18 protein-coding genes are annotated in these 25,495 nt (G+C 72.2%); 4 read left to right on the top strand and 14 right to left on the bottom strand.

The window, feature by feature from the left end; all coding sequences use genetic code 11:
• Positions 1-318: 318 nt before the first annotated feature.
• From AB0912_RS33580 to thyX, 3 genes are all read right to left on the bottom strand, one after another.
• Positions 319-2,004, bottom strand: coding sequence for a ribonuclease J (locus AB0912_RS33580; RefSeq protein WP_366706674.1), 1,686 nt, complete (start codon positions 2,002-2,004; stop codon positions 319-321).
• A 168-nt stretch (positions 2,005-2,172) separates the two neighbouring features.
• The gene (gene dapA / locus AB0912_RS33575; protein WP_366706672.1) at positions 2,173-3,072 is read right to left on the bottom strand and encodes a 4-hydroxy-tetrahydrodipicolinate synthase; all 900 of its coding nucleotides are present in this window, start codon (positions 3,070-3,072) and stop codon (positions 2,173-2,175) included.
• 211 nt (positions 3,073-3,283) lie between these two features.
• On the bottom strand, positions 3,284-4,024 hold the full coding sequence (thyX, locus tag AB0912_RS33570; protein WP_366706670.1) for an FAD-dependent thymidylate synthase: 741 nt from the start codon (positions 4,022-4,024) through the stop codon (positions 3,284-3,286).
• Positions 4,025-4,260: 236 nt separating this feature from the next.
• Here thyX and AB0912_RS33565 point away from each other — a divergent pair, with 236 nt between their 5' ends.
• Complete coding sequence (locus AB0912_RS33565; protein ID WP_366706668.1) at positions 4,261-4,500, top strand: hypothetical protein; 240 nt, start codon at positions 4,261-4,263, stop codon at positions 4,498-4,500.
• A gap of 89 nt (positions 4,501-4,589) precedes the next feature.
• Complete coding sequence (locus tag AB0912_RS33560) at positions 4,590-5,147, top strand: hypothetical protein (protein WP_366706666.1); 558 nt, start codon at positions 4,590-4,592, stop codon at positions 5,145-5,147.
• A gap of 123 nt (positions 5,148-5,270) precedes the next feature.
• Here AB0912_RS33560 and AB0912_RS33555 read toward each other — a convergent pair whose 3' ends face one another.
• From AB0912_RS33555 to rpsO, 5 genes are all read right to left on the bottom strand, one after another.
• Complete coding sequence (locus AB0912_RS33555; RefSeq protein ID WP_366706664.1) at positions 5,271-5,723, bottom strand: hypothetical protein; 453 nt, start codon at positions 5,721-5,723, stop codon at positions 5,271-5,273.
• A gap of 32 nt (positions 5,724-5,755) precedes the next feature.
• A complete protein-coding gene (gene dapB, locus AB0912_RS33550; protein ID WP_366706662.1) occupies positions 5,756-6,508 on the bottom strand; it encodes a 4-hydroxy-tetrahydrodipicolinate reductase in 753 nt (250 codons plus the stop codon).
• 26 nt (positions 6,509-6,534) lie between these two features.
• Positions 6,535-7,914 carry a pitrilysin family protein gene (locus tag AB0912_RS33545; protein WP_366706660.1) on the bottom strand — a complete coding sequence of 460 codons (1,380 nt, stop codon included), beginning with the start codon at positions 7,912-7,914 and terminating at the stop codon, positions 6,535-6,537.
• Positions 7,911-10,127: a polyribonucleotide nucleotidyltransferase gene (locus AB0912_RS33540; protein ID WP_366706658.1), complete on the bottom strand. Its 2,217-nt coding sequence runs from the start codon at positions 10,125-10,127 to the stop codon at positions 7,911-7,913. The genes AB0912_RS33545 and AB0912_RS33540 overlap by 4 nt, the downstream gene beginning before the upstream one ends.
• A 361-nt stretch (positions 10,128-10,488) precedes the next feature.
• Positions 10,489-10,779: a 30S ribosomal protein S15 gene (rpsO, locus tag AB0912_RS33535; RefSeq protein ID WP_148010781.1), complete on the bottom strand. Its 291-nt coding sequence runs from the start codon at positions 10,777-10,779 to the stop codon at positions 10,489-10,491.
• Positions 10,780-11,046: 267 nt separating this feature from the next.
• Between rpsO and AB0912_RS33530 the strand changes: the two genes are divergently transcribed.
• Positions 11,047-11,343 (top strand): DUF397 domain-containing protein, encoded by a 297-nt coding sequence (locus tag AB0912_RS33530; RefSeq protein WP_366706656.1) that lies wholly within the window; start codon positions 11,047-11,049, stop codon positions 11,341-11,343.
• A 419-nt stretch (positions 11,344-11,762) separates the two neighbouring features.
• On the top strand, positions 11,763-15,398 hold the full coding sequence (locus AB0912_RS33525) for an SCO5717 family growth-regulating ATPase (protein ID WP_366706654.1): 3,636 nt from the start codon (positions 11,763-11,765) through the stop codon (positions 15,396-15,398).
• A 73-nt stretch (positions 15,399-15,471) separates the two neighbouring features.
• Here the strand turns inward: AB0912_RS33525 and AB0912_RS33520 are convergent, their stop codons facing one another.
• The 6 genes from AB0912_RS33520 to infB all read right to left on the bottom strand — a co-directional run bounded on the left by AB0912_RS33520 (position 15,472) and on the right by infB (position 25,459).
• Positions 15,472-16,425: a bifunctional riboflavin kinase/FAD synthetase gene (locus AB0912_RS33520; protein ID WP_366706652.1), complete on the bottom strand. Its 954-nt coding sequence runs from the start codon at positions 16,423-16,425 to the stop codon at positions 15,472-15,474.
• A gap of 138 nt (positions 16,426-16,563) precedes the next feature.
• A complete protein-coding gene (locus tag AB0912_RS33515; RefSeq protein WP_366706650.1) occupies positions 16,564-20,640 on the bottom strand; it encodes a trypsin-like peptidase domain-containing protein in 4,077 nt (1,358 codons plus the stop codon).
• A gap of 256 nt (positions 20,641-20,896) precedes the next feature.
• Positions 20,897-21,802, bottom strand: coding sequence for a tRNA pseudouridine(55) synthase TruB (truB, locus tag AB0912_RS33510; RefSeq protein ID WP_366706648.1), 906 nt, complete (start codon positions 21,800-21,802; stop codon positions 20,897-20,899).
• On the bottom strand, positions 21,799-22,248 hold the full coding sequence (gene rbfA, locus AB0912_RS33505) for a 30S ribosome-binding factor RbfA (RefSeq protein WP_366706646.1): 450 nt from the start codon (positions 22,246-22,248) through the stop codon (positions 21,799-21,801). Before rbfA ends, truB begins: the two co-directional genes overlap by 4 nt.
• Positions 22,249-22,281: 33 nt before the next feature.
• Positions 22,282-22,575, bottom strand: a complete 294-nt coding sequence (locus tag AB0912_RS33500; RefSeq protein ID WP_366706644.1) for a DUF503 domain-containing protein — start codon at positions 22,573-22,575, stop codon at positions 22,282-22,284.
• Between the two features lie 235 nt (positions 22,576-22,810).
• Positions 22,811-25,459, bottom strand: a complete 2,649-nt coding sequence (gene infB / locus AB0912_RS33495) for a translation initiation factor IF-2 (protein WP_366706642.1) — start codon at positions 25,457-25,459, stop codon at positions 22,811-22,813.
• Positions 25,460-25,495 lie beyond the last annotated feature (36 nt).

The raw sequence follows: 25,495 nt of genomic DNA, 5'->3' as shown, positions 1-25,495 counted from the left end.
CAGACCGTTTCCGTATCCGATTTCCTCGGCGCTTTCCAGGTTTCCGCTTCCGCGTTTCCCTTTCCGGCGAGTCCGACTCTATCAGATCCTTTCGGACCTGATTTCCTCGGTGCTTTCAAGTTCCGCGCTTTCGCGCTTTCCTTTTCAGCGGCTCCGACTTTATCAGAGGTTCTGAGTCGGATTTCCCGCCCCGTTCGGGGACTGGTTCCGAAGCTCGAAGCTGTCGGGTTCCCGTTCAGGCGGAGACTGAAACCTACTGGAGCGGGCCGCCTCGATGCAAATCGAGGCGGCCCGCTCCTGGTTGACGTGCTCCGGGGGTCAGACCTCGACCACGACCGGGAGGATCATCGGGCGCCGGCGGTAGTTGTCGGAGACCCACTTGCCCAGCGTCCGGCGGATGAGCTGCTGGAGCTGGTGGGGTTCGACCACGCCGTCCTGGGCGGACCGCTCCAGGACCTCCGTGACCTTCGGGATGACGTCGGCGAACGCGGCGTCGTCGATGCCCGAGCCGCGGGCCTGGATGTGCGGGCCGCCGGTGAGCTTGCCGGTGCTGGAGTCCATCACGACGAAGACCGAGATGATGCCCTCGTCGCCGAGGATCTTGCGGTCCTTGAGCGCGGGCTCACCGACGTCACCGACCGAGAGGCCGTCGACGTACACGTATCCGGCCTGGACCTTGCCCGCGATCTTCGCCTTGCCGTCGATGAGGTCGACCACCACGCCGTCCTCGGCGATCACGATGCGGTCGTGCGGCACGCCGGTGAGGGCGCCCAGCTCGGCGTTGGCGCGCAGATGGCGCCATTCGCCGTGGACCGGCATCAGGTTGCGCGGCTTGCAGATGTTGTAGAAGTACAGCAGCTCGCCCGCGGAGGCGTGGCCCGAGACGTGCACCTTGGCGTTGCCCTTGTGGACGACCTTGGCGCCCCAGCGGGTCAGGCCGTTGATGACGCGGTAGACCGCGTTCTCGTTGCCGGGGATCAGCGACGAGGCCAGGATGACCGTGTCGCCCTGGACGATCCGGATCTGGTGGTCGCGGTTCGCCATCCGGGACAGGGCCGCCATCGGCTCGCCCTGCGAGCCGGTGCAGACGAGCACGATCTCGTGGTCCGGGAGGTCGTCGAGCGTCTTGACGTCGACCACCAGGCCCGGCGGGACCTTCAGATAGCCGAGGTCCCGGGCGATGCCCATGTTGCGGACCATCGAGCGGCCGACGAAGGCGACCCGGCGGCCGTACTCGTGGGCGGTGTCGAGGATCTGCTGGATGCGGTGCACATGGCTGGCGAAGCTCGCCACGATGATCCGCTTGCTGGCGTTGGCGAAGACCTGGCGCAGGACGTTCTGGATGTCGCGCTCGGGCGGGACGAAGCCCGGGACTTCGGCGTTCGTGGAGTCCGAGAGGAGGAGGTCGATGCCTTCCTCGCTCAGGCGCGCGAACGCGTGCAGGTCGGTGAGGCGGCCGTCCAGCGGAAGCTGGTCCATCTTGAAGTCGCCGGTGTGGACGACCATGCCCGCGGGGGTGCGGATGGCGACCGCGAGGGCGTCCGGGATGGAGTGGTTGACCGCGACGAACTCGCAGTCGAAGGGGCCGATGCGCTCGCGGTGGCCCTCGGCCACTTCCAGCGTGTACGGCCGGATGCGGTGCTCCTGGAGCTTCGCCTCGATGAGGGCGAGGGTCAGCTTGGAGCCGATCAGCGGGATGTCCGGCTTCTCGCGCAGGAGGAACGGGACGCCGCCGATGTGGTCCTCGTGGCCGTGCGTGAGCACGATGCCCTCGATGTCGTCGAGGCGGTCCCTGATGGACGTGAAGTCCGGCAGGATCAGGTCGATTCCGGGCTGCTCCTCCTCGGGGAAGAGCACTCCGCAGTCGACGATCAGGAGGCGGCCTCCGTACTCGAAGACCGTCATGTTCCGGCCGATCTCACCGAGGCCGCCGAGCGGGGTGACCCGCAGGCCGCCCTTCGGGAGGACCGGCGGGGCGCCGAGTTCAGGATGCGGATGACTCAAAAGACTCTCCTCACCACGGACGCCACGTACCTGGCAGGGCACGTGGCGCGCGTGACGTTCGTGCAGTAGCAGTTGTCTGTGTGGGGTGCGGGCCGGGGCCCGCGGTCGTGCTTGTTCAGTTGTGTCGTGCTGGTTCAGGTCGTGCTTGTTCAGTTGTGAAGTCTGTGATCACAGCTCTACCCCGCCGGCGCCAAGATCGATCTTGAGCTGGGCGGTCTCCTCCGGGGACAGCTCGACCATCGGGGCGCGCAGCGGGCCGGCCGGCAGTCCCTGGAGGGCGAGCGCGGCCTTCGTGGTCATGACGCCCTGGGTACGGAACATGCCGGTGAAGACGGGAAGCAGCTTCTGGTGGATCTCCGTGGCCTTCTGCACGTCACCCGAGAGATAAGCGTCGAGCATGGCGCGGAGTTCCGGGGTGACGACGTGGCCGACGACCGAGACGAAACCGACGGCGCCCACGGAGAGCAGCGGCAGGTTCAGCATGTCGTCGCCGGAGTACCAGGCGAGGCCGGAGCGGGCGATGGCCCAGCTCGCGCGGCCGAGGTCTCCCTTGGCGTCCTTGTTCGCGACGATGCGGGGGTGCTCGGCGAGCCGGACCAGCGTCTCGGTGTTGATCGGGACGCCGCTGCGGCCGGGGATGTCGTAGAGCATGACGGGCAGGCCGGTCGCGTCGGCGATGGCCGTGAAGTGCCGCAACAGGCCCTCTTGCGGGGGCTTGTTGTAGTACGGGGTCACGGTGAGCAGGCCGTGGGCGCCGGCCTGTTCGGCGGCGCGGGCCAGCTCGATGCTGTGGTGGGTGTCGTTGGTGCCGACGCCGGCGACGATGTGGGCGCGGTCGCCGACCGCCTCCAGTACGGCGCGTACGAGATCCGATTTCTCCGCGTCACCGGTGGTCGGGGACTCACCGGTGGTGCCGTTGATGATCAGGCCGTCGTTGCCTGCGTCCACCAGGTGGGTGGCGAGCCGCTGTGCGCCGTCGAGGTCGAGTGCGCCGTCCGCCGTGAAGGGCGTGACCATGGCGGTGAGGACCCGCCCGAAGGGGGTCTGCGGAGTGGAGGTCGGAGCCATGGGTAACACGCTACTCGCTGCTCAACCCGGGGTCTGCCCTCGGGGGACACGACAAAGCATGACAAAGGTGGAGCCCGGCACTGCCTGCTCGGGGGTTCAAGCAGTGCCGGGTCCGTTTGATCAGGCTAGATGAACTTCGCGAAATGCCGCAATACGGACACTTCGCTCGGCTGATCCGCACATGTGTGCCGGGCCGGTGCGCACAGGCGTTTTACGGCGCCACACGTCCGTTCGCGTTGTAGGCCGCGTGTGTGAGCGGCATGAGCTTCGCCCACTCCGCCTCCATCCTCTCGCCGACCATCTCGATCTCCCGCTGCGGGAAGGACGGGACCTTCGCCAGCTCGTGCTGGGTGCGCAGGCCGAGGAAGTGCATCAGGGACCGCGCGTTGCACGTGGCGTACATCGAGGAGAAGAGGCCGACCGGGAGGACGGCGCGGGCGACCTCGCGGGCCACGCCGGCGGCGAGCATTTCCTGGTACGCCGCGTACGCCTGGCGGTAGGAGTCCTCCATCGCCCGGCCCGTCAGTTCGAGCTGGGCCTCGGTGCCCTCCACGAAGACGTACTTGCCGGGGCGGCCCTCCTGGACCAGCTTGCGGGAGGCGTCCGGGACGTAGAAGACCGGCTCCAGCTCCCTGTAGCGGCCCGACTCCTCGTTGTACGACCAGCCGACGCGGTGGCGCATGAACTCGCGGAACACGAAGATCGGCGCGCTGACGAAGAAGGTCATCGAGTTGTGCTCGAAGGGGCTGCCGTGCCGGTCCCGCATCAGGTAGTTGATCAGGCCCTTGGAGCGCTCCGGGTCCTTCTGCAGCTCTTCGAGCGACTGCTCCCCTGCCGTGGAGACACGGGCGGCGAACAGCACGTCGGCGTCCGAGGCCGTGTGCTTGATCAGCTCGACGGTGACATCGCTGCGGAAGCTGGGCTTGAGGTCGTCGGCGGGGGTGTCGGTCACGGTGCGGAGGGTCCTTCCCATCACTGGCTCGGGCGGCGACCACTCTACGGCCCGGCACCGACAACGGGGCGTTCGGTACCGTGCCGCGACATTCGGCACCCAACTTCTGCGAATTCGGTGATTCAGGGCACCTCGCGGGGCACTCGCGCGTCTGTATGAGTGAGGGCGACGCGTTCGAGCGGCCCTCACCCGGACCGTCACACCAGCACGAGTCTCCGAAAGGAGAAGCACCGCCCATGTTCCGTCGGCGCGAGCCCGTTCCCTTCGCCTTCATCGCCGAAGCCGACCAGTTCCGCAGCAATGTCACTCCCCCACCCCGTGAGCGGGCCTCCGCCGGAGAGCTGGTCGGCCGCTGGCTCGTCGGGCTCACGGTCATAGCGGGGATCGCGGGGTCCCTGATCGTCGGGATGCCCGCCTTGTCGCAGGATCAGTCACCTGCGACGACGCAGCATTCCGAGGCGTCGGACGGCCGCTGACTCATCCGGACCCCCAAGGGTGGTGGCCCGGCATCCGGCTCGATAGCCTCACCGGGCACAGCCCATGCGTGGATGAGTGAGGATCAGTCGTGCCCCTGCCTTTCCTGACGGCGGACCGCGCCTTTGACGAGGCCGCGGAGGATGTCGCGCTGCCCTTCGACGACCGCGACCGCTGGCGGCGCCCCTACCGCCCCGGCCCGGCGCGGGTCGGCGCCGCCGCCCTCGTCCTGCTGCTCTCCTCGTACGTGCTCGTCGCCGCCGTGATCATCGGCGTGGCCGGCACGGTGCCCGCCGCCGCGGCCTGTATGGCCGGTGCCGCGGTCGCCATACTGTGCGCGCTGCGCCTGCTGCGCATGGGCGTGTGGGTGAGCGCCCGCGGGCTGCGCCGGGTCGGCTTCTTCGTCACGAACACCACTCCGTGGAGCCAGGTCGCGGCGGTGCGCACGGTGCAGCAGCCGGTCCGCTGGCTGGGTCTGCCGCGTACGGTGCAGGGCCAGGCGCTGGTGCTCGTCCGCGCGGAGCGCGCGCCCGGTGAGGTGCCCCCGCTGCTGACGACGCACAACGCCGACTTCCTGGCCCGCGCCGAGGCCTTCGACCGCGCGGCGGACGCCGTCGAGGTGTGGGCGGACGAGTACCGCCGCCACTGACACGCCGTCAGGCCGTCAGGCCGTGGCGAACGGCGAGAAGAGGGGCCGGCCCGCGCTGTGCGGGCCGGCCCCTCCTCTGCCATCGTCGCAAACCTCGTGCCGGAGCGAACCGCCCGGCGGGGCTCAGGCCTCCAGGGTGCGGCCCTCCTGGAGGGCGATGGCCCGCTGCATGGCCTTGCGGGCGCGCGGGGTGTCGCGGGCGTCGTGGTAGGCCACGGCGAGGCGGAACCAGTTGCGCCAGTCGTCCGGGGCGTCCTCGGTCTCGGCCTTGCGGCGGGCGAAGACCTCGTCGGCCGAGTCCCGGTCGATCCGGCCGCCCTCGGTGCGCCGGAGTTCGTCCACGGGCAGTCCGCCCTCGGCGTCGAGCACGGCGGCGAGCCGGTTGGCCTTCCGGACGAACTGGGTGTTCTTCCAGAGGAACCAGACGCCGATGACCGGCAGGATGAGCACGGCGACACCGAAGGTGACGGTGATCAGGGTGCCGTTCTGGATGAGCAGGACCCCCCGGCTGCCGACCAGGACGAAATAGACGACCAGGACGGCGGCCGTGACGGCATAGGTGATTTTCGCGCGCATGTCTGCCGGTTACCTCGTGGACGGGACCCGGCTCAGCCGAGGTCGAGGAAGTGTTCCAGGCCGAAGGTGAGGCCCGGGGTGGTCACCACGCGGCGGACGCCGAGCAGGATGCCCGGCATGAAGCTGCTGTGGTGGAGGGAGTCGTGGCGGATGGTGAGGGTCTCGCCCTCGCCGCCGAGCAGGACCTCCTGGTGGGCGAGGAGGCCGCGCAGCCGGACGGCGTGCACCGGGACGCCGTCCACGTCGGCGCCGCGGGCACCGTCCAGGGCGGTCGTGGTGGCGTCCGGCTGCGGGGCGCTGCCCGCGCGTTCCCGGGCCGCGGCGATGAGCTGGGCGGTGCGCGTGGCGGTGCCGCTGGGGGCGTCCACCTTGTTCGGGTGGTGCAGCTCCACGACCTCGACGGACTCGAAGTACGGCGCGGCAACCTCGGCGAACTTCATGGTCAGGACGGCCCCGATGGAGAAGTTCGGCGCGATGAGCACGCCGGTCTCCGGGGACGCGGCCAGCGAGGTGCCGAGCTGCGCGAGCCGCTCGTCGGTCCAGCCGGTGGTGCCGACCACGGCGTGGATGCCGTGCCGGACGCAGAAGTCGAGGTTGCCCATCACCGAGGCGGGGGTGGTCAGTTCGACGACGACCTGGGCGCCGGCGTCGACCAGGCTCTCCAGCTTGTCGCCGCGGCCGAGGGCGGCCACCAGTTCCATGTCCTCGGCGGCCTCGACGGCTCGTACCGCCTCGGCGCCGATCCGGCCCTTGGCACCGAGGACCGCCACGCGCAGCTTGCTCATTGCTTCGTTCCTTACCGAGACGGGAATTACGCGACCGCGTCCTGCAGACGGGCCGCCTGCTTGTCCTTGACCGGGCCGATGACCGACAGCGAGGGCCGCTGTCCCAGGACGTCCCGGGCGACCTCGCGGACCTCGTCCGGGGTGACCGAGGCGATTTTCGCCAGCATGTCGTCCACGGACATCTGCTCGCCCCAGCACAGCTCGCTCTTGCCGATGCGGTTCATCAGCGCGCCGGTGTCCTCCAGGCCGAGCACGGTGGAGCCCTGGAGCTGACCGACGGCGCGGCCGATCTCGTCGTCCGTAAGGCCGTGTTCGGCGACCTGGTCGAGTTCGTCGCGGCACAGCTTGAGGACGTCGTGGACCTGGCTCGGGCGGCAGCCCGCGTAGACGCCGAAGAGCCCGCAGTCGGCGAAGCCCGAGGTGTACGAGTACACGCTGTAGGCCAGGCCGCGCTTCTCGCGGACCTCCTGGAAGAGCCGCGAGGACATGCCGCCGCCGAGCGCGGTGTTCAGCACGCCGAGGGCCCAGCGGCGCTCGTCGGTGCGGGCGAGGCCGGGCATGCCGAGGACGACGTGGGCCTGCTCTGTCTTGCGGCCGAGCAGTTCGACGCGGCCCGCGGTGCGGATGGTGCGGCGGCCGTCGCGCGGGGCCATGGGGGCCGCCGCCGCGTTCTTGAAGGCGCCGGCCTTCTCGAAGGCGGCGCGCACCTGGCGGACGACCTTGTTGTGGTCCACGTTGCCCGCCGCGGCCACGACGAGGTGTGTCGGGTCGTAGTGCTTCTTGTAGAAGCGGCGGATGCGGTCCGCGGTGAGGGCGTTGACCGTGTCCACCGTGCCGAGGACGGGGCGGCCGAGAGGGTTGTCGCCGAACATCGTGTGCGCGAACAGGTCGTGCACGCAGTCGCCCGGGTCGTCCTCGGTCATCGCGATCTCCTCGAGGATCGCGCCGCGTTCCACGTTGACGTCGTCCTCGCGGATGAGGGAGCCGGTCAGCATGTCGCAGACGACGTCGATCGCGAGCGGCAGGTCGGTGTCGAGCACGCGCGCGTAGTAGCACGTGTACTCCTTGGCGGTGAACGCGTTCATCTCGCCGCCGACCGCGTCGATCGCGGAGGAGATGTCCAGGGCGGACCTGCGGTTCGTGCCCTTGAAGAGCAGGTGCTCCAGGTAGTGCGTCGCGCCGTTCAGCGCGGGCGTCTCGTCGCGGGAGCCCACGCTCGCCCAGATGCCGAACGTCGCGGAGCGCACCGAGGGCAGTGTCTCGGTGACGATGCGCAGGCCGCCGGGGAGGGTGGTCTTGCGGACCGTGCCGATGCCGTTCGTGCCCGGGATGAGGGTTTGGGTACGGGCGACGGCCCGCGCCTCCGAGGAGGTGCGGGCCGTCGTCGTGGAGCTACTCGACGTCACTTGTCGGTGTCGTCCTTCTTCTCATCGTCGCCTTCGCCCTCGACCACGGGGATCAGGGAGAGCTTGCCGCGGGAGTCGATCTCGGCGATCTCGACCTGGACCTTCTGGCCCACACCGAGGACGTCTTCGACGTTCTCCACGCGCTTGCCGCCGGCGAGCTTGCGGATCTGCGAGATGTGCAGCAGACCGTCCTTGCCCGGGAGCAGCGACACGAACGCGCCGAACGTCGTCGTCTTCACGACGGTGCCCAGGTAGCGCTCGCCGACCTCCGGCATGGTCGGGTTGGCGATGCCGTTGATCGTGGCGCGGGCGGCCTCGGCGGCCGGGCCGTCGGCGGCACCGATGTAGATGGTGCCGTCGTCCTCGATCGTGATCTCGGCGCCGGTGTCCTCCTGGATCTGGTTGATCATCTTGCCCTTCGGGCCGATGACCTCACCGATCTTGTCCACGGGGATCTTGACGGTGATGATCCGCGGGGCGTTCGGGGACATCTCGTCCGGCGTGTCGATCGCTTCCATCATCACGTCGAGGATGTGGAGGCGGGCGTCGCGGGCCTGCTTGAGGGCCGCGGCCAGGACGGAGGCCGGGATGCCGTCCAGCTTGGTGTCGAGCTGGAGGGCGGTGACGAACTCCTTGGTGCCGGCGACCTTGAAGTCCATGTCGCCGAAGGCGTCCTCCGCACCGAGGATGTCGGTGAGGGCGACGTAGTGCGTCTGGCCGTCGATCTCCTGGGAGATCAGGCCCATGGCGATACCGGCGACGGGGGCCTTGAGCGGCACACCGGCGTTCAGCAGCGACATGGTGGAGGCGCAGACGGAGCCCATGGACGTCGAGCCGTTGGAGCCGAGGGCCTCGGACACCTGACGGATCGCGTAGGGGAACTCCTCGCGGGTCGGCAGGACCGGCACGATCGCGCGCTCGGCGAGCGCGCCGTGGCCGATCTCGCGGCGCTTGGGGGAGCCGACGCGGCCGGTCTCGCCGACGGAGTACGGCGGGAAGTTGTAGTTGTGCATGTAGCGCTTGCGCGTCACCGGGGAGAGGGTGTCGAGCTGCTGCTCCATGCGGAGCATGTTGAGGGTGGTGACGCCCAGGATCTGGGTCTCGCCACGCTCGAACAGCGCCGAGCCGTGCACGCGCGGGATGGCCTCGACCTCGGCGGCGAGCGTACGGATGTCCGTGACGCCGCGGCCGTCGATGCGGACCTTGTCCTTGATGACGCGCTCGCGGACCAGCTTCTTGGTCAGCGCGCGGTACGCGGCGGAGATCTCCTTCTCGCGGCCCTCGAACTGCGGGAGCAGCTTCTCGGCGGCGATCTCCTTGACGCGGTCCAGCTCGGCCTCGCGGTCCTGCTTGCCGGCGATGGTGAGCGCCTGGGCCAGCTCGCTCGTGACGGCGGCGCTGAGGGCCTCGAAGACGTCGTCCTGGTAGTCCAGGAAGATCGGGAACTCGGCGGTCGGCTTGGCGGCCTTCGCGGCGAGGTCCGACTGCGCCTTGCACAGGACCTTGATGAAGGGCTTCGCGGCGTCGAGACCGGCGGCCACGACCTCCTCGGTGGGCGCCTCGGCGCCGCCCTTGACGAGCTGGATCGTCTTGTCGGTGGCCTCGGCCTCGACCATCATGATCGCGACGTCGCCGTCCTCCAGGACGCGACCGGCGACGACCATGTCGAAGACGGCGTCCTCCAGCTCGGTGTGCGTCGGGAACGCGACCCACTGGCCGTTGATCAGCGCGACGCGGACGCCGCCGACCGGGCCGGAGAAGGGCAGACCCGCGAGCTGCGTGGACGCGGAGGCGGCGTTGATCGCCACGACGTCGTACAGGTGGTCGGGGTTGAGCGCCATGATCGTGGCGACGACCTGGATCTCGTTGCGCAGGCCCTTCTTGAAGGACGGGCGCAGCGGGCGGTCGATGAGGCGGCAGGTGAGGACGGCGTCCTCGGAGGGCCGGCCCTCGCGGCGGAAGAAGCTGCCGGGGATCTTGCCGACGGCGTACATCCGCTCCTCGACATCCACCGTGAGGGGGAAGAAGTCGAGCTGGTCCTTGGGCTTCTTGGAAGCGCTGGTGGCCGACAGCACCATGGTGTCGTCGTCCAGGTACGCGACGGCGGAGCCGGCGGCCTGCTTGGCCAGGCGGCCCGTCTCGAAGCGGATGGTGCGGGTGCCGAAGGAGCCGTTGTCGATGACGGCCTCGGCGTAGTGGGTCTCGTTCTCCACTAGCGTTTTCTCCTCGTCTTCGTCCCGTCCTGCCCGTGTGGCAGGGGGACGGTGGCGGAGAGGCGCTCCTTCTGGTGCGGGCCGGTCTTCGATCGAAGCACCCGGGGCTCTTTCGCCCGGGGGCCACTACCGAGGACCGGCGGCGGCGAGGCGCGCTTCTCCTCGTTCGTTGTCGTGAGATGCCCTACCCGGCGGGCACGGCTTCATCACGCTGTGTTCGTACGTGCTGTTTCCTGCGTATTGCGTTGTGCTACCACACTACAAAGCGTCGGTGACACCGCGCACGTACAACTGCGTGCGGCAGCACATACAGCAAAAGGAGCGGCTCCCAAGACGTGGGAACCGCTCCCTCCACGGCGTCTTACTTGGCGCCGCCGGCCGCACCACGACGGATGCCCAGGCGGTCGACCAGCGCACGGAAGCGCTGGATGTCCTTCTTGGCCAGGTACTGAAGCAGGCGGCGACGCTGGCCGACCAGGATCAGAAGACCACGGCGGGAGTGGTGGTCGTGCTTGTGGGTCTTGAGGTGCTCGGTCAGGTCCGAGATCCGGCGCGAGAGCATGGCGACCTGGACCTCGGGAGAGCCGGTGTCGCCCTCCTTCTGACCGAACTCGCTGATGATCTGCTTCTTCGTAGCGGCGTCGAGCGGCACGCGTACTCCTCGTAGTCTCATGTCTGCCACCGAGTGCCCCTGGTCCACTTCTCAGGGGAGCTTCCGTAACTCGGGAGGCGGGGATCCGCTGGGCGCGGCCTCCAGAGCCGCGCTCCGGGGGTGCGTACACAAACGGCCGTTACACAGCCTACCAGCCTGGCCGGACGCGTCTGCCAGGGTCCCCGAAGGTTCCCTGGTGGTGTGGGCGGGACCACTAGGGTGACGCCGCAGAGGTCATTCGCGATGTGGGGAAGGGGCCGGCGGACCATGGCCGAGGAAGCGGACAACGACGTCAAGGCGCGCAAGGAGCGGGAGAAGGACGAACTGTACGCCCTGGACATCTCGGGCGTGACATGGCAGAGCGCGCCGGGTACCGAGGAGCACGAGGAGCGCGTCGAGATCGCGTACCTGCCGGGGGGCGCGGTGGCCATGCGGTCGTCGCTCGACCCGGAGACGGTGCTGCGGTACACGGAGGCGGAGTGGCGGGCCTTCGTGCTGGGTGCCCGGGACGGCGAGTTCGACCTGGAGCCGGCCCCGCACAACGGGGGTATGCCCGCGGAGTAGCGGCGGGGCGGGGCACGGTCGGTGTCCTGCCGGTGGGCGGTGTCCCGACGCCACGTGAACGCCGGGCGACGCAAGGGCCGGCGCGGAGAGGTTCTCCGCGCCGGCCCTTGCCGCTGTTTGTCTGCTTTGGGGCTCAATCGTGAGCGTGTGTACGCCACTTCTGGGCAGGGTGTGACGTGGTGGGCGGTCACGCCGGGGTGGACGGGCCTGCCCTCCTGTCGGTCGTGGTGACTAGGCTGGGACAGGGCGCGACGTCGGAACGCGGGGGCGGGAGGCTCGTGTTCCAGGGGGAGCCGGGTCAATTCGGTCAACCTCGCAGGGACTTCGGGCGGCCTCGGGCGTTTACGGACGCCCATGGACGACAAACAGACGGTCGCCCCGGCACGGCTTGAGGGTGCTCGACCACACCAGGAGGAATTGTGAACAGCGATCGGGACGGGATCCGCGGGGGCTGGGCCACGCCCGGCGATGACCAGTCCGACGCGGAGTCCGCCGTCGAGACGACGGGCGAGTTCACCATCGACTACGCGCCGCCGGCCTGGTACACGCAGAACGCCTCGGGCGCGGTCGGGGATGGCGTCGGGGAATCGGACGCGCCGGACGCCGATGTCGACGCGGACGCGAGCGACGACGACGATGCCCCTGGCGCCGATGCCGACGCCACCGCCACCGCCGCCGCCGAGGAAGTGGTCGACTCGGCGGAGGAGCCGGTCGAGCCGGTCCAGCCGACTGGGTCGGTCGAGCCGGCCGGCGCTGTCGACGGCGCCGATGGCACCGATGGCACCGATGCCGAGGGCCACCAGGGCGGGGAGGGCTCCGCGCGGGCGGAGGACGTGGAAGCGGGGGACGCGTCGGCGGAGGACGCGGAGGGTTCCGTGCCGTCCCCGTCCGAGGTGCCGTCCGTGTCGGAGGCGCCTTCCGTTTCCGAGGGGGCGCCCGTGTCGGAGGCGCTGCCCGTGTCCGAGGCGCCGCCCGTCTCCGAGGTGTCCCTTCCGGACGCGGTGAGCCCGGCCGCCGTGCCGAACCTGCCCGTGGGCGGTTACGAGGCACAGTGGGCCCCGCCCGCTCCCCCGGCTCCGCCCGCCTCGCTGCCCTCGCCGCCTGTTCCTGCCCCGCCGGTCGACGAGCAGGGCACGCCGGACACCCCCTCGGATGAACCGGATTTGGCCAACGGGGATCTGGAGAGCGGCGCGACCATGCGGTTCTCCGCCGCTGCGGTGAAGCGTGAGATCGCGGCGCGCGGGGGCGCGGAGGGCGACGCCGCCGACACCGACACCGACACCGAGGGTGCCGATCCGGCCGGCTCGGAGGGCGTGAAGGACGACGAGGCCGAGGCCGGCACCGGGGCCGGGCCTGTCATCGACCCCGTTCTCGCCTACCAGTCACTGGAGGCGGGCGTTCACCGGATCGGTGCGGGCGACGCCCAAGCCGCCCCCGCCGAAGCCGAGTTGACCGACGCGCGCGCCGAGGAACCGCGCCTCGCGGACGCCGAGCAGTCCGTGCCGGACACGGCGCTGGCCGAGGACGACATCCAGGACGCGGTACCGGTCGACGCGCCTCCCGTCGCGGCGCCGGAGGCGGAGGCTCCCCCGGCCGGCGAGCCGCAGGACGCGCCCCCCGCCTGGGCGCCGCCGCCGATTCCGCAGGCCGGGCTGCCGCCGTTGCCGCCCGCCTACCAGCCGGCCGCTCCGGCCCCGGCCCCCCAGTGGCCCGCCTCCACGGAGCCCGTTCCGGCGCCGGGCGAGGGCCAGGCACCGCCGCAGGCACCGGTCGCTCCGCAGGCCCAGGTTCCGCCGGGAGCCCCGGTTCCGCCGGGTGTAGCGGTTCCGCCGGCAGCCGCTGTTCCGCTGCAGGCGCCCGCCGCACAGGCGCCGGCCCCCGCGCCGGGCGCCCCCTTCCAGCCGCCCGCGCCCCAGCCCGCGCCGGGTCAGCCCTTCCAGCCGCCTGTCGGGCAGCCCGCGCCCGGGCAGCCGTTCCAGCCGCCGGCGCCTCATCCCGCGCCGCAGGCCCAGCCTCCGGCTCCGGCTCCGGTTCCGGCTCCGGCCGCTCCCGCTGCCCCGGCCGCCGACGCGCCCGCCCCGATCCCGCCCCAGCAGGGCGGCTACGGCTTCCCGCAGCCCAGCGCGCAGCCCCCGGCACCCACCCAGACTCCAGCCGCGCCCGCGCCCGCCCCTGCCCCGGCCCCGGCCCCGGCTGCACAGAACCCCCCTGCCCCGGCCCCCGCCTACGGCTTCCCCCAACAGCAGCCCCCCGCGCCCCAGCCACAGCAGGCGCCCGCCCCGCAGGCCCCCGGTTACGGGTTCCCCCAGCCGGCCGCACCCGCGCCGCAGCACCAGCCCCCCGCGCCCGCCTACGGCTTCCCCCAGCAGCAGGCAGCCGCCCCGGCCCCCGTCCCGCAGGCCCCCGGCTACGGCTTCCCCCAGCCCGGCACGCCTGACCCCGCGCCCGCACCCGGCGCCGTATCCCCGCAGGCGCCCGCACCCGGTGCCGTACCGCCACAGGCTCCCGCACCCGCCCCCCAGCCGGGCTACGGGTTCCCCCAGCAGGCGCCCAACTCCCCCGCGCCGCAGCCGAGTCAGGATGCCGCGCAGGCGCAGCCGCAGCCGCAGCCGCAAGCACAGGCCCCGCAGCAGCCCGTCGACCCGCGTGCCGGTACCGCGTGGCCGCAGCCCGTGCGGCACGATCAGCGGCAGCCCACCAACCCCGGTGCGGCGCCGCTCGGTTACACGGCTGCCGTGGAGCTGTCCTCCGACCGGCTGCTCAACAACAAGCGGCAGAAGGTCAAAAGCGGTCGTCCGGCCGCCGCGCAGTCCCGTTTCAAGCTGGGCGGCAAGAAGGAAGAGGCCGAGCGGCAGCGGAAGTTGGAGCTGATCCGCACGCCGGTGCTGTCCTGCTACCGGATCGCCGTCATCAGTCTCAAGGGCGGTGTCGGCAAGACGACCACGACGACCGCGCTCGGCTCCACGCTCGCCACCGAGCGGCAGGACAAGATCCTCGCCATCGACGCCAACCCGGACGCCGGCACGCTCGGCCGCCGGGTGCGCCGCGAGACCGGGGCCACCATCCGCGACCTCGTCCAGGCGATCCCGTACATCAACTCGTACATGGACATCCGCCGGTTCACCTCGCAGGCGCCCTCCGGGCTGGAGATCATCGCCAACGACGTGGACCCGGCCGTGTCCACCGCGTTCAACGACGAGGACTACCGGCGCGCGATCGACGTCCTCGGCAAGCAGTACCCGATCATCCTGACCGACTCCGGCACGGGGCTGCTGTACAGCGCCATGCGCGGGGTGCTCGACCTCGCCGACCAGCTCATCATCATCTCGACGCCGTCGGTGGACGGGGCGAGCAGCGCCAGTACGACGCTGGACTGGCTGTCGGCGCACGGGTACGCGGACCTGGTCTCGCGGTCCATCACCGTGATCTCCGGCGTCCGCGAGACCGGCAAGATGATCAAGGTGGACGACATCGTCAGCCACTTCGAGACGCGCTGCCGCGGGGTCGTGGTCGTGCCGTTCGACGAGCATCTGGCGGCGGGTGCCGAGGTCGACCTCGACATGATGCGGCCCAAGGTGCGGGAGGCGTACTTCAACCTCTCCGCGATGGTCGCCGAGGACATCGCGCGGCACCAGCAGTCGCACGGGCTGTGGACGAACGACGGCAACCCGCCGCCGGTGGCCGCGCCCCCGATGCCGGGCCAGTACGCGCCCGAGCAGCAGGTCCCCGCGCAGCCGGCGTACGGACAGCCGCCGTACGGACAGGCGGCCCCCGCGCAGCCCGCGCCCCCTCAGCCCGCCCCCGGACAGCCCGCACCGGGCCGGCCGGCCCCGGGTCAGGTGCCGCAGCAGCCCCAGCCCGGCCAGCCGTACGCCCAGCCCGCGCAGCCCTACCCCCAGCACCCCGGCCAACCGCAGCCGCAGCCGCAGCCGCAGCCGCAGCCGCAGCCGGGACAGGCCTATCCGCCGCCCCAGCCCGGCACGCAGTACCAGCCGGGGCAGCCCTACCCCCAGCACCCGGGCCAGACCCCGCCGCCGGCACCCCCGCAGCAGTAACGCCGTCGGGCCCGTACCGTCGTCCAAGGACGGTACGGGCCCGACGTATGTCCGGGGGCGCTGGGCCGGGGGGCTACTCGGCCTCGTACGCCTCGATCAGCTCGCGCGAGCGCTTCACGTCGTCCGCGATGGCCACCAGCAGGTCCTCGATGGAGTCGAACCGGGCCTGGCCGCGCACGAAGGCGAGGAAGTCGACGGCGACGTGCAGGCCGTACAGGTCGAGGCCGACGCGGTCGATGGCGTAAGCCTCGACGGTGCGCTCGGTGCCGTCGAACTGCGGGTTGGTGCCGACGGAGATGGCGGCGGGCATGATCTCGTCCTGGGCGTGCAGCCAGCCCGCGTAGACGCCGTCGGCGGGGATCGCGGTGTGCGGCAGGGTCTCGACGTTCGCCGTGGGGAAGCCGAGTTCGCGACCGCGCTGGGCGCCCCGGACGACGACGCCCTCGACGCGGTGCGGGCGCCCGAGGATCTCGCGCGCGCCCTCCACGTCGCCCTCGGCGACCAGGCGGCGGGTGAGCGTCGAGGAGAACGGCTCGCCGCCGCCGGCCGCGCCGCTCACGTACAGGTCCACGACCTCGACCTCGAAGTCGTACGTCTTGCCCTGCTCGCGCAGGAAGTCGACGTTGCCAGCGGCCTTGTGGCCGAAGCGGAAGTTGGGGCCCTCGACGACGGCCTTGGCGTGCAGCTTGTCGACCAGCACCTTCACCACGAACTCGGCGGGCGACAGCTTCGAGAACTCGGTGGTGAACGGCAGGATGAGCAGCGCGTCCACGCCCAGTTCGGCCATCAGCTCGGCTCGGCGGTGGTGCGGGGCGAGCAGCGGCGGGTGGCTGCCGGGGCGGACCACCTCGCTGGGGTGCGGGTCGAAGGTGACGACGACGGAGGGGACGCCCAGCTCGCGGGCGCGGTCCACGGCATGCCGGATGATCAGCTGGTGTCCGCGGTGCACCCCGTCGTAGGAACCGATGGTGACGACGCTGCGCCCCCAGTCCTCGGGGATGTCCTCCAAGCCACGCCAGCGCTGCACTGTGACCGCTCCTTGTCGAACCCGTGTCCGTGATTGCCTCATTCGCAGCTCTAAGGGTGCCATGCCGGACGGGCGCCGCTCGCATCGGCATCGGGCTGTGACCCATCCCTCGGCCCCGGGGAGCCCCGCACGGCCGGTTCAGGCCGGGACGCGCGGCCCCGCCAGGTTCTCGATCATGCGGCGGGTGCTGGGGCCGACGACACAGGACCAGTCGTCGGGGGCGTCGTTCAGCCAGCGGGCCATCAGCGGGGCGAAGCCCGGGACGTGCCGGGCCAGGTCGACCAGGCCGCGGTCGAAGCCGGTGGCGCCGTCGGGGGTGCGGACGAGGAGGAGGCCGACGCGGTGGACCAGCGCGCGGGTGGGCTCCTCGCCGCGCGCGCCGAAGCCGTCGGCGGCGGCTCTGAGGGCGGTGCCGAGGACGGCGGGGTCCCGTTCGTGGGCCAGCAGCAGGTCGAGCAGTTCGCGCCGCAGCACGGCGGAGACACCGGTGTCGGGCGCGGCGAGCACCTGCGCGAGAACGGTCCGCACCGACCCGGGGCACCCCGCCAGCAGCCCGCTGACCAGCGGGAAGAGCACGAGGTGGGCGCCCTCTCCGTGGTCGAGGCAGCGCTCGACGTACGCGGCGATGTGCGCGGCGGCTTCCGGGCAGGCCTGCACGGCCTCGCGCACCAGCGTGGCGATCCGGCGGGCGAGCGCCGGTGTGGTGACGCCGGCGAGGGTGCGCAGCAGCTCGGCCGTGTCCGGTCCAGGCCGGCGCAGCCGGTCGCGGAACGCGGCGAACACCGGCTCCGGGTGGGTGGTGAGCGCGGTGACCAGTGTGTCGGGCGACAGCCGCGCGTCCCCGGCCGCGAACCGCTCCAGCGCCTGCGGCAGATGCCGCTCCCGGGTGAGCGGGTCCCGTACGAGGATGCCGAGCGCCCCGCCGTGCAGGGTGGCGTCGGTGGGGCGGGCGAGGACGGCGAGCGCGGCGTAGCGCAGCAGCTCGCGGTCGGCCGCGGTGGCCGCGAACGGCGCGGCGCGCAGCCCGTAGGCGACGGCGGCGACCCGGCGCGCGGGCCGCTCGTCGTGCGCCCACCGGTCCACCGCGCGGCACACGGCCGAGGGCTCCTCCTCGGCCAGCGCGGCGAGCAGTTCGTCGCCCCGGCGGTGCGCGCAGTCCACCAGGGCCTCGGCGAGGTCGTCCAGGGCGCCGCGCCGGTGCGCGTACAGCAGGGCCTGCGCGGCGGCGGCCACGGTCGCGTGCGGCATCGCGGGCAGCGCCCGCTCGTCGTCGAACCAGCGGGTGAGGTGCGGCTGTACGGCGGTGGGGTCCTCGGCGAGGAGACGGGCGACGGTGTCGAGGTGGCGCGGCGCGCCGGGCCCCTCGTCGGGGAGGTCCGCCCCCGTCGAGGCGGGCGTGGTGCGGCGGGGGTCGGTGACGACCAGCCGCCTGAGCAGGTCGAAGCGCTCGGCGGGCGGCAGCGGGACGGCGGCCCAGAAGGCGGGCCCGAGCCGTGCCGGTACGGTCCTGCCCTGCTCGCGCCAGGCCGTGATCCGCTCGGTGAGCAGCCGCAGGACCCCGGTGTACGGCGTCGCGTCGGGCACCCGGAGCAGGACGTCGGCGCAGAGGTGAGCGGACCACCAGAGCGCGTCGCCCGCCTGGTCCCGGCTCGCGGAATACCCCGCAGGCTCCGATCCCGCCTGGTCCCGGCTCGCGGAATACCCCGCCGGCTCCGATCCCGCCTGGTCCTGGCCCGCGGAATACCCCGCAGGCTCCGATCCCGCCTGGTCCCGGCTCGCGGAATACCCCGCAGGCTCCGGTCCCGCCTGATCCCGGCCCGCTCGCTCCTCCCCCGGCGGGAGCAGTTCGTCCAGGGCGCGGACGAGATCCTCCAGACGGAGGGCCAGTTCGGCGGTCCCCTGCTGACGGGCGAGCAGGAGCAGGGTCTCGGCGACGGGCCCGATGCGGTGGCGCGGGACGGGGAGGGTGTCCCCCGGTGACGTACGGCCCCTCCCGGAGGCCTGGCGGGCGCCCCGCGCCCCCGTCACGCCGGTCGCCGTCGCACGGGTGCCTCCGGTGGCCGTCGGGCGGGAGCCTCCGACGGCCGTCGTACGGGTGGCTCCGCTGGTCCTCGGGCGGGAGGCTCCGGTGTCCGGCGTCTGCCGGGAGCGGCGGGCGCGGCGGCGGGCCGGGCCCGTGCGGTCCGCGGGGCCGGTGTCCTCGCCGGTGGCGGCGGGGATGCGCGCCCGGTGCACCAGGGTGTGCAGCGCGCCGTCCAGGTCGAGGTGCGTGCCCTGGATCCAGTCGGCCAGCTCCTCGTGGGCGAAGCGGTATCCGTCGCCGGCCGGGACGAGGAGACCTTCGGTGAGGACGGCGGACGCCCAGCCGGTGACGCCGGCGAAGCGGGGCCCCGGTGCGGTCCCCCAGGGGAAGACGGCCTCGAAGGAGGCGCGGTCCAGCTCGCCCTGCCCGGGCCCGAGACTGCGCCGCGCGGCCTCGTGCACCTGGCCGGAGACCCGGGCGGCGAGCCGGCGTACGGCGGTGCCGCGCAGTCCGTTCGCGGCGGCGAGGCGGACGGCGATACGCAGGCACATCAGGTCGAGGTGGGCGGCGAACACGGCATCCCGGTCGAGCGCCTCGCCCGGGAGGTCGGGCAGCGCGGCCCGGATCTCGCCGAGCAGCCGCAGCACCAGCGGATGGCGGGCGTCGGCGGCGGCGAGGGCGCCCTCGGGAATCCCGGCACGCGCCCGGGCCCGCGCGGCCTCCTCCTCGGTCAGGTCCCCGAGCCGCACACAGGGCGGCAGCAACGTGTCCGGCTCCCCCGCCGAAGCGGCGCCGGGGCCCCAGGTGTCCGGGTCGTGCGGCAGCCCGGCGGGGAAGCCGCTGCCCGCGTGCTCCCAGTACTCCGCCCGGCAGCCGATCACGAGCCGGGCGCCGGTCTCCGCGAGCCAGTCGGCCGTTCCCCGCGTCCAGGCCGGGAGGCGGTGGGCCAGCTCGGGCGGCATCTCCTCGGGGCCGTCGAGCAGGAGCAGCAGCGGCCGGCCAGCGGTGTGCGCGAGGCGGGCCAGCCGGTCGGGCCCGATGTCGCCCAGTTCGCCGTCGTATCCGGCCGGGGGCAGCAGCTCCGCCCCGGCCGGCCTGTCCCGCTCGTCCGGCTCCGCGCCGGGGTGCTGCCGCGAGGCGGCGACGATCCGTCCGGCGCGTTCCAGGGCGCGGTGCGCCGCGTCGGCCACCGAGGTGTCGTGGGCGAGGAGGTCGGCGCCGCGCAGCCACAGGGTGGGGGCCGGCACCGGGCCGTGGGCGCGACGGGCGGCGAGGGCCGCCAGTTCCGTCGTACGGCCGCTGCCGGGCGGGCCGACCAGACCGAGAACGAGGGCCCGGCCCGCCTCGAAGGCGTTCAACTCCCTTACGACGTCGGCGCGTTCGACGGGTTCGAAGGCCGCGCCGGCGGTTCCGGGCGGACCCGGTGGACGTGGTCCGTCCGAGCCGACCGAGGTCGCGGTCAGCTCCAGGACGCCCGCCAGGTTAAGGTCGGCGCCGTAGGCGGGGACGGTCGCCGCGTTGCGTTCGAGCAGTTCGGCGAGCGGGCCCGGGACGCCGCGCAGCGGGACGGCGAAGCCCGGGGCGCGGTGGGCGGACGGCAGGTCGTCGAGACCGGTGTCGTCCGGTGCCGGGGGCAGCAGGGCGGTGCCGACGACCGCGACCACGGCGCCGGTGGCGGCGTCGACGACCGGTCCGCCGGCCGCTCCCCCGCCCAGCCGCAGGGCGTCCGCGCCCGCCGTGCCGATCGCCAGCTCCAGGGCGCCGCGCAGCAGATGGAAGCGGTCGGTGGCCGTGTACGTCACGGCGGACGTCTCCAGCACCCGCGCCTCACGCCAGGTGCCCGCCGCGATCCTGACGTACGTGCCGGTCGCGACGCGGTCCCGCACGGTGACGGGGAGGGGGTCCAGGCCGAGGCCCTCGGTGCGGATGAGCGCCAGTCCGGCGTGGGGCAGCGGGACGACGGCGTCGGCGGTCACCACGCGGGTGCGGTCGCCGGGCGCGTGCAGGACGAGCCGGGGCAGGCCGTCGACCGCCTCGTGGCTGGTGACGACGGTGCCGTGGTGGTCGGCGGCGAATCCCGTGCCGCGTGGGCGGCCCGCCAGGTCGCAGACGCGCACCAGGGCGCCGTCCCACGTCTCCCGGACGTCGTCCGGCAGCTCGGGGTCCCCGGTCCGCGCGCCTCGTCCCGCCATGCTCGAACCTCCCCAGCCTTCCCGCCGCGCTTCCGCTGTCGACGGTAGGCGTGAGGTGATCAGCGGGACAGATCGCGTGGTGAACGCGCCCCCTTCCACTCCCTCGGTTCACTCCGAGCGCCCGCCCGAAGGGGTGAACAGGGGGTATGGGATGGATAGACCCTTGGGTGGGGGAACCGAGGGGGACCGTGGAGCGGCGGGCACGAGACCCCGTGACCGCCGCTCCATGGGCGGAGCTGTCCGAGTCCTGCGGCGGTCAGCCGAAGACGGCGAGGCTCTTGGCCTTGCCCTTCTGTTCCTCGACCAGCACGAGGAACCGGCCCTCGGGGTCGAAGACCGCCACCGCGCCCTTGCCCGCGTACTCCTCGGGCATCTCCAGGCGCACGCCGTTCAGCAGCAGCCGGGCCCGCCGGGTGTCGATGTCCCAGCGCGGGAACGCCGCCGAGGCCGCCTCCGCGACCGGCATCACCGTCAGCTCCTCCTGGAGCTGGTCGAGGGTGCGCGCGGAGTCCAGCTTGTAGGGGCCGACCCGGGTGCGGCGCAGGGCGGTGAGGTGGCCGCCGACGCCGAGGTCCGCGCCCAGATCGCGGGCGAGCGCCCGGATGTAGGTGCCGGACGAGCAGACCACCGAGACGACCAGGTCGACCACGGGGGTGCCGTCCTCGGCGACGGCCTCGCGGACGTCGTACACCGCGAAGGACGAGATGGTCACCGGGCGGGCCGGGATCTCGAACTCCTCGCCCTCGCGGGCCCGCTTGTAGGAGCGCACGCCGTCGATCTTGATGGCGCTTACCTTGGACGGCACCTGCATGATGGCGCCGGTGAGCTTGGCGACCCCGGCGTCGATCGCCTCGCGCCGCACGCCGGAGGCGTCCGTCGAGGAGGTGATCTCGCCTTCGGCGTCGTCGGTCAGCGTGTTCTGGCCGAGCCGGATCGTGCCGAGGTACTCCTTCTCGGTGAGCGCGAGGTGTCCGAGGAGCTTGGTGGCCTTCTCGACACCGAGGACGAGGACACCCGTCGCCATGGGGTCGAGGGTGCCGGCGTGGCCGACCCGTCGGGTGCGGGCGATGCCGCGCATCTTGGCGACCACGTCGTGCGAAGTGAAGCCCGACGGCTTGTCGACAATGACAAGCCCGTCGGGCGTCTGGGGCTTGGGCGTCATTCGGCGGCGTCGTCCTCGTCGTCCTCGCCCGGCTTCTTGTACGGGTCCGCCTCGCCGGCGAAGGCCGCGCCGGCCGAGACCTCGCGCACCTTCGCGTCCGAGGCCCTCGCCTTGTCGAGCAGGTCCTCGATGGTCTTGGCGGTGTCCGGAAGGGCGTCCGCGACGAACGTCAGCGTGGGCGTGAACTTCACGCCCGCCGCCGCGCCGACCGCCGAGCGGAGCACGCCCTTGGCGCTCTCCAGGCCCGCCGCTGCCGCCGCGCGCTCCTCGTCGTCCCCGTACACCGTGTAGAAGACGGTCGCCTCCCGGAGGTCCCCGGTGACCCGGGTGTCCGTGATGGTGACGTGAGAGCCGAGCCGCGGGTCCTTGATCCCGCGCTGCAGCTTCTGGGCCACCACCTCTCGGATGAGGTCCGCCAGCCTCTTCGCCCGCGCGTTGTCGGCCACTGGTCCGTCTCCTTCTTCGCCTTGCTTGTTCCGTCAGTCTTCGTCTGTGTGGAGCCTGCGCCGTACGGACAGCAGTTCCACCTCCGGCCGTGCCGCGACCAGTCGTTCGCACCGGTCGAGTACGTCGGAGAGATGCCCGGTGTCTCCGGAGACCACCGCCAGGCCGATCTCTGCCCTGCGGTGAAGATCCTGGTTCCCCGTCTCCGCGGCACTCACCGCGTACTTCCGCTGGAGTTCCGCGACGATCGGCCGGACGAGCGAGCGTTTCTCCTTCAGCGAGTGAACGTCGCCGAGGAGGAGATCGAAGGACAGCGTCCCCACATACATGTGTAACCGGATGTCCCGCCGGTACGGGATAGGTGGCCTGCCCATGCGCTGGACAGGGACATCTGAACCGTACAACGAACGGGTGGGGCCGCTCGACGGATATTCGGCGCCCCGCACGGGACGCGGACAACCGTGCGACCGGCCCCCGCCGTCCGCCCGCGGCCGAAGCGCGCCCGGGCAGACGGAAAACTGGCCGGCGGTGACAGGTCACCGCCGGCCAGCTCACACCACCGCGTTACGCGCGCGGCTTCTCGCGCATCTCGTACGTCGCGATGACGTCGTCGACCTTGATGTCGTTGAAGTTTCCGAGGTTGATACCACCCTCGAAGCCTTCGCGGATCTCGGTGACGTCGTCCTTGAAGCGACGCAGCCCGGAGATGTTGAGGTTCTCCGCGATGACCTTGCCGTCGCGGACGAGGCGCGCCTTGGTGTTGCGCTTGACCTCGCCCGAGCGGACCAGGACACCGGCGATGTTGCCCAGCTTGGACGACTTGAAGACCTCGCGGATCTCCGCCGTGCCCAGCTCGACCTCTTCGTACTCCGGCTTGAGCATGCCCTTGAGGGCCGCCTCGATCTCCTCGATGGCCTGGTAGATCACCGAGTAGTACCGGACGTCGACGCCCTCGCGCTCCGCCATCTGCGCCGCTCGGCCCGCGGCGCGGACGTTGAAGCCGATGACGATGGCGTCGGAGCCGGTCGCCAGGTTGATGTCGGACTCGGTGACCGCACCCACACCGCGGTGCAGGACACGGATGTCGACCTCGTCGCCGACGTCGAGCTGGAGCAGCGAGGACTCGAGAGCCTCCACCGAACCGGACGCGTCGCCCTTGATGATGAGGTTGAGTTCCTGCACCAGACCGGCCTTGAGGGCCTCGTCCAGGTTCTCCAGGGAGAACCGGACACCCCGGCGGGCGAAGTTGGCGTTGCGCTCGCGCGCCGCCCGCTTCTCGGCGATCTGACGCGCCGTGCGGTCCTCGTCGACGACCAGGAAGTTGTCGCCGGCGCCCGGGACGTTGGTGAGACCGAGGACGAGGACCGGGGTCGAGGGACCCGCCTCTTCCACGTTCTCGCCCTTGTCGTCGAGCATCGCGCGGACACGGCCGTACGCGTCGCCGACCACCATGGTGTCGCCGACCCGCAGGGTGCCTCGCTGGACCAGGACGGTCGCGACGGCGCCGCGGCCACGGTCGAGGTGGGACTCGATCGCGATGCCCTGCGCGTCCTGCTCCGGGTTGGCCCGCAGGTCGAGCGAGGCGTCCGCGGTGAGGACCACGGCCTCCAGCAGGGAGTCGATGTTCAGACCCTGCTTGGCGGAGATGTCGACGAACATGGTGTCGCCGCCGTACTCCTCGGCCACCAGACCGAACTCGGTGAGCTGACCGCGCACCTTCGTCGGGTCGGCGCCCTCGACGTCGATCTTGTTGACCGCGACCACGATCGGCACGTCGGCCGCCTTGGCGTGGTTCAGCGCCTCGATCGTCTGGGGCATCACACCGTCGTTGGCCGCCACCACGAGGATCGCGATGTCGGTCGACTTCGCACCACGGGCACGCATGGCGGTGAACGCCTCGTGACCCGGGGTGTCGATGAAGGTGATCTTGCGCTCTTCGTCGTTGACCTCGGTCGTGACCTGGTACGCGCCGATGTGCTGCGTGATACCGCCGGCCTCGCCCGCGACGACGTTCGTCTTGCGGATGGTGTCCAGCAGCCGGGTCTTACCGTGGTCGACGTGACCCATGACGGTCACGACCGGCGGACGCGCGACGAGGAACTCCTCGCCGCCCTCGTCCTCGCCGAACTCGATGTCGAAGGACTCGAGCAGCTCGCGGTCCTCCTCCTCCGGGCTGACGATCTCCAGGACGAAGTTCATCTCGTCCGCGAGGAGCTTCAGCGTCTCGTCGGAGACGGACTGCGTGGCGGTGACCATCTCGCCGAGGTTCATCATCACGCCGACGAGCGACGCCGGGTTGGCGCCGATCTTCTCCGCGAAGTCGGTGAGGGAGGCACCGCGCGACAGGCGGACGGACTGTCCGTTGCCGCGAGGCAGCATCACGCCGCCGACGGACGGGGCCTGCATGGCCTCGTACTCCTGGCGCCTCTGCCGCTTCGACTTGCGGCCACGACGCGCGGGACCGCCGGGACGGCCGAAGGCGCCCTGCGTGCCACCACGGCCACCGGGACCACCCGGACGACCGCCGAAGCCGGGACGGCCACCGCCGCCACCCGGACCACCCGGACGGCCGGCGAAACCGCCACCGCCGCCACCGGGACCACCCGGACGGCCGGCGAAACCGCCGCCACCGCCACCGGGACCACCGGGACGGCCGGCGAAGCCGCCGCCACCGGGACGACCGCCGCCACCGGCACCGCCGGGACGACCGCCGCCACCCGGACCGCGGCCACCGGGGCCACCGCCGGGACGCGGGCCCGCGGCGGGACGCTGCGGCATCATGCCCGGGTTCGGACGGTTACCGCCGGGAGCACCGCCGGGACGCGGGGCCTGCGGACGGGGCATGCCGCCCGGAGTCGGACGGGCGCCGCCGGGACCGCCCTGGGGACGCGGAGCGCCACCGGGACCGCCCTGCGGACGGGGACCACGGTCCTGTCCGGCACCCTGCGGACGCGGGGCACCAGGGCCACCAGCACCGCCGGGACGCGGGGCGCCGCCCGGACGGGGCGCCTGCGGGCGCGCCATGCCGGTGGAGCCACCAGAGGTGAACGGGTTGTTGCCCGGACGGGGACCGGCCGGACGGGCGCCACCGGGACGCGGGGCCTGGCCGCCGGGACGCGGGGCGCCCTGACGGTCGCCGCGCTCGGGACGGTCACCGCGGCCTTGGCCACCCTGGCCGGGACCACCGGCGGGACGCGCGGAACCCCGGCGCATCGCGCCCCGGACACCAGCACGCGCATCGCGACCCCG

The organism is Streptomyces sp. NPDC007084 (assembly GCF_040703595.1).
Classification (GTDB): domain Bacteria; phylum Actinomycetota; class Actinomycetes; order Streptomycetales; family Streptomycetaceae; genus Streptomyces.
The sequence above is the reverse complement of the archived record's forward strand: the minus strand, read 5'-3'. Positions and strand labels throughout refer to the sequence as shown.

Coding starts and splice junctions, on each gene's coding strand:
- dapA (WP_366706672.1), bottom strand. CDS start 3,072: ATGGCTCCGACCTCCACTCCGCAGACCCCCTTCGGGCGGGTCCTCACC.
- AB0912_RS33565 (WP_366706668.1), top strand. CDS start 4,261: ATGTTCCGTCGGCGCGAGCCCGTTCCCTTCGCCTTCATCGCCGAAGCC.
- AB0912_RS33555 (WP_366706664.1), bottom strand. CDS start 5,723: ATGCGCGCGAAAATCACCTATGCCGTCACGGCCGCCGTCCTGGTCGTC.
- dapB (WP_366706662.1), bottom strand. CDS start 6,508: ATGAGCAAGCTGCGCGTGGCGGTCCTCGGTGCCAAGGGCCGGATCGGC.
- AB0912_RS33530 (WP_366706656.1), top strand. CDS start 11,047: ATGGCCGAGGAAGCGGACAACGACGTCAAGGCGCGCAAGGAGCGGGAG.
- AB0912_RS33515 (WP_366706650.1), bottom strand. CDS start 20,640: ATGGCGGGACGAGGCGCGCGGACCGGGGACCCCGAGCTGCCGGACGAC.
- truB (WP_366706648.1), bottom strand. CDS start 21,802: ATGACGCCCAAGCCCCAGACGCCCGACGGGCTTGTCATTGTCGACAAG.
- AB0912_RS33500 (WP_366706644.1), bottom strand. CDS start 22,575: ATGTATGTGGGGACGCTGTCCTTCGATCTCCTCCTCGGCGACGTTCAC.
- infB (WP_366706642.1), bottom strand. CDS start 25,459: ATGCGCCGGGGTTCCGCGCGTCCCGCCGGTGGTCCCGGCCAGGGTGGC.